Source organism: Kitasatospora sp. NPDC091257 (genome assembly GCF_044757675.1).
GTDB classification, from domain to species: Bacteria; Actinomycetota; Actinomycetes; order Streptomycetales; family Streptomycetaceae; genus Kitasatospora; species Kitasatospora lactacystinica.
Genome location: NZ_JBIVVI010001286.1, coordinates 1 through 2,458 on the forward strand (window position 1 = coordinate 1; position 2,458 = coordinate 2,458).

Here is a 2,458-nt window from a genome sequence, read left to right on the forward strand (position 1 = left end):
CCCTGCGCCGGGGCGGCCGGCGGCCCGTGCGGGGCCCGGTCGGCGCCGGGCGGCGGGACGGACTCGCCGTGCGAGAGGTCCGGCAGCCAGTTCAGCCAGCGCGGCAGGTACCAGTTGCGCTCGCCGAGCAGGGTCATCACCGAGGGCAGCAGCACCGCGCGGATCACCGTGGCGTCGATCAGCACCGCGACCGCCAGGCCCACGCCCATCTGCTTCATCACCTGCATGGACAGCGAGCCGAAGACCGAGAACACCGCCACCATGATCACCGCGGCGCTGGTGACCACCCCGGCCGTGGAGCGGATGCCGTGGGCGATCGCGTCCCGGGTCGGCAGGCCGCGGTCGTGGCCCTCCTTGATCCGGGAGACCACGAAGACGTGGTAGTCCATCGAGAGCCCGAAGAGGATCACGAAGAGGAACAGCGGCACCCAGGACTCCACCGCGCCGACCCCGGCGGTGCCCAGCAGCGAGGCGCCCGTGCCGTGCTGGAACACCAGCGTCAGCACCCCGTACGCGGCGCCCACCGAGAGCAGGTTGAGCACCACGGCGGTGACGGCGACGACCGGGGAGCGGAACGAGGTGAGCATCAGCAGGAAGGCGAAGACCACCACGAAGCCGAGGACCAGCGGCATCGAGCCGGTCATCTTCCGGTTGAAGTCGTACGAGCCGGCGGTCTGGCCGGTGACCGGGGCCTCGGTGCCGGGCACCGCGAGCACGGTGGCGGGCACCAGGTCCTCGCGCAGGCTCCGCAGGGCTTCGTTGCTGGTGGCGTCGTTGCCGGTGCCGTTGAGCGGGATGTCGACGGTGGCCACGTTCTTGTCGGGGTGCACGGTGACCTCCACGGGGCCGTGCATCCGTCCGCCGGCCAGCGCCCTGGCCCTGAGCTCGGCGATCGCGGCGGTCATCGCGGGGGAGTCGATGTCGGCGGCCCTGATCACCACGGTGGCGGGGGCGGGGCTGCCCGGGAAGGCGGCCTCGATCTTCTGCGAGGCGGCGACCAGGGCGTTGCCCGCGGGCAGCTGCTGCTGGAAGGTCAGCTTGGCGGTGTGCATGGTGAGCAGCGGTGCGGCCACGGCCAGCAGGAAGGCGCCGGCGAGGACGGTGGCGGCCAGCGGGTGGCGCAGCACCGGGGTCAGCACCGCGTTCCAGAACCGTCCGCCGCTCCGGTCCCCGGCGGCCGGGCGGCGCGGCCGGGCGAGGAACGGCACCCGGCCCTTCTCGACCCGGTCGCCGAGCATCGACAGCAGTGCGGGCAGCACGGTGAGCGAGCCGAGCACGGCGGTGATCACGACCACGATGGTGGCGAAGGCCATCGCCTTGAAGGTGGCGATCCCGGTGAGGAACATGCCGGCCATGGCGACCACCACGGTGACGCCGGAGACCAGTACGGCCCGGCCGCTGGTGGCGGCGGCCACGGCCAGCGCGGTGGCGGCGTCGCGCCCGGCGGCCCGCTCCTCGCGCTCGCGGCGCAGGTAGAAGAGGCAGTAGTCGACGCCGACGGCGAGGCCGACCAGCAGCATCACCGAGGAGGCGTCGCCGCTGGTGTGCAGGAACCCGCTGCTGAGGGCGACCAGCCCGGCGGCGGCGACGAAGGCGGTGAGCGCGAGCACCACCGGCAGCACGGCGGCGACCAGCGCGCCGAAGGCGACCAGCAGGATGCCGAGGGCGAGCGGCACGGCCGTCCACTCGGCGCGGGCGAAGTCGTTCGTGAGCTGGTCCTGCATCCACTTGCCGGAGCTGGCGTCGCCGAGCTGGACCACGGTGAGGTCGGGGTGCTGCCGCTGCACGCCGGCCACCGCGTCCAGCACCGGCTGGACGTGGTCCGGCGCCTGCTCGCGGTCGCCCTTGAGCGTCAGCGTCACGAGCGCGGAGTGGCCGTCCGCGGAGACCGCCCGGGTGTCGTACGGCGAGCGGACCTCGGCGGCCTTTCCGGTGCCGTTCACCGCGGCGACCACCTGGCCGACGGCGGCGCGGAACTCCGGGTCGTCGGCGCTGCGGGTGGTGCTCTGGACCAGGACGGTCTCACCCGCCGGGCTCTGCAGCCCGGCCTCGTCGAGGATCCGCGCGGCCCGGGAGACCTGTCCGGGGATCGACTCGGCCTCGGTCACCTTGGTGCTGCCGTGCGCGGTGCCGAGCGCGGCGGCCAGGACGACGAAGAGCAGCCAGCCGAACACCGCGGTCTTGCGGTGCCGGGCGCTCCAGGCACCCATGGCGGCCGCCGGGCCGAGTCTGGACTTCACGGGCTTCACGGTGGGTCTTCCCCCCTGGGAGAGCGGCGGTGGTCGCCGGACGGGAGCGGCGGCGGCCCTGGGTCGGGGGAGCCGCCGGTCGCGGTGCGCCGGCTGCGGTCCGGCGTCCCGATCGACAGTAGGGAAGCGGGGGTTGACGGGTAATCCGGCTGGCGGGTGGCCCTCTCCTGGTGTTGTCCTCGGGGCCTGGGTGGGGTTTTCCCTACCCC

The 2,458-nt window shown here is 73.9% G+C and carries 1 protein-coding gene; it reads right to left on the reverse strand.

The window, feature by feature from the left end:
• A partial coding sequence (locus ACIQOV_RS37395) for an MMPL family transporter (RefSeq protein WP_401055242.1) occupies positions 1-2,210 on the reverse strand: 2,210 nt, incomplete at its 3' end.
• Positions 2,211-2,458: the final 248 nt, after the last annotated feature.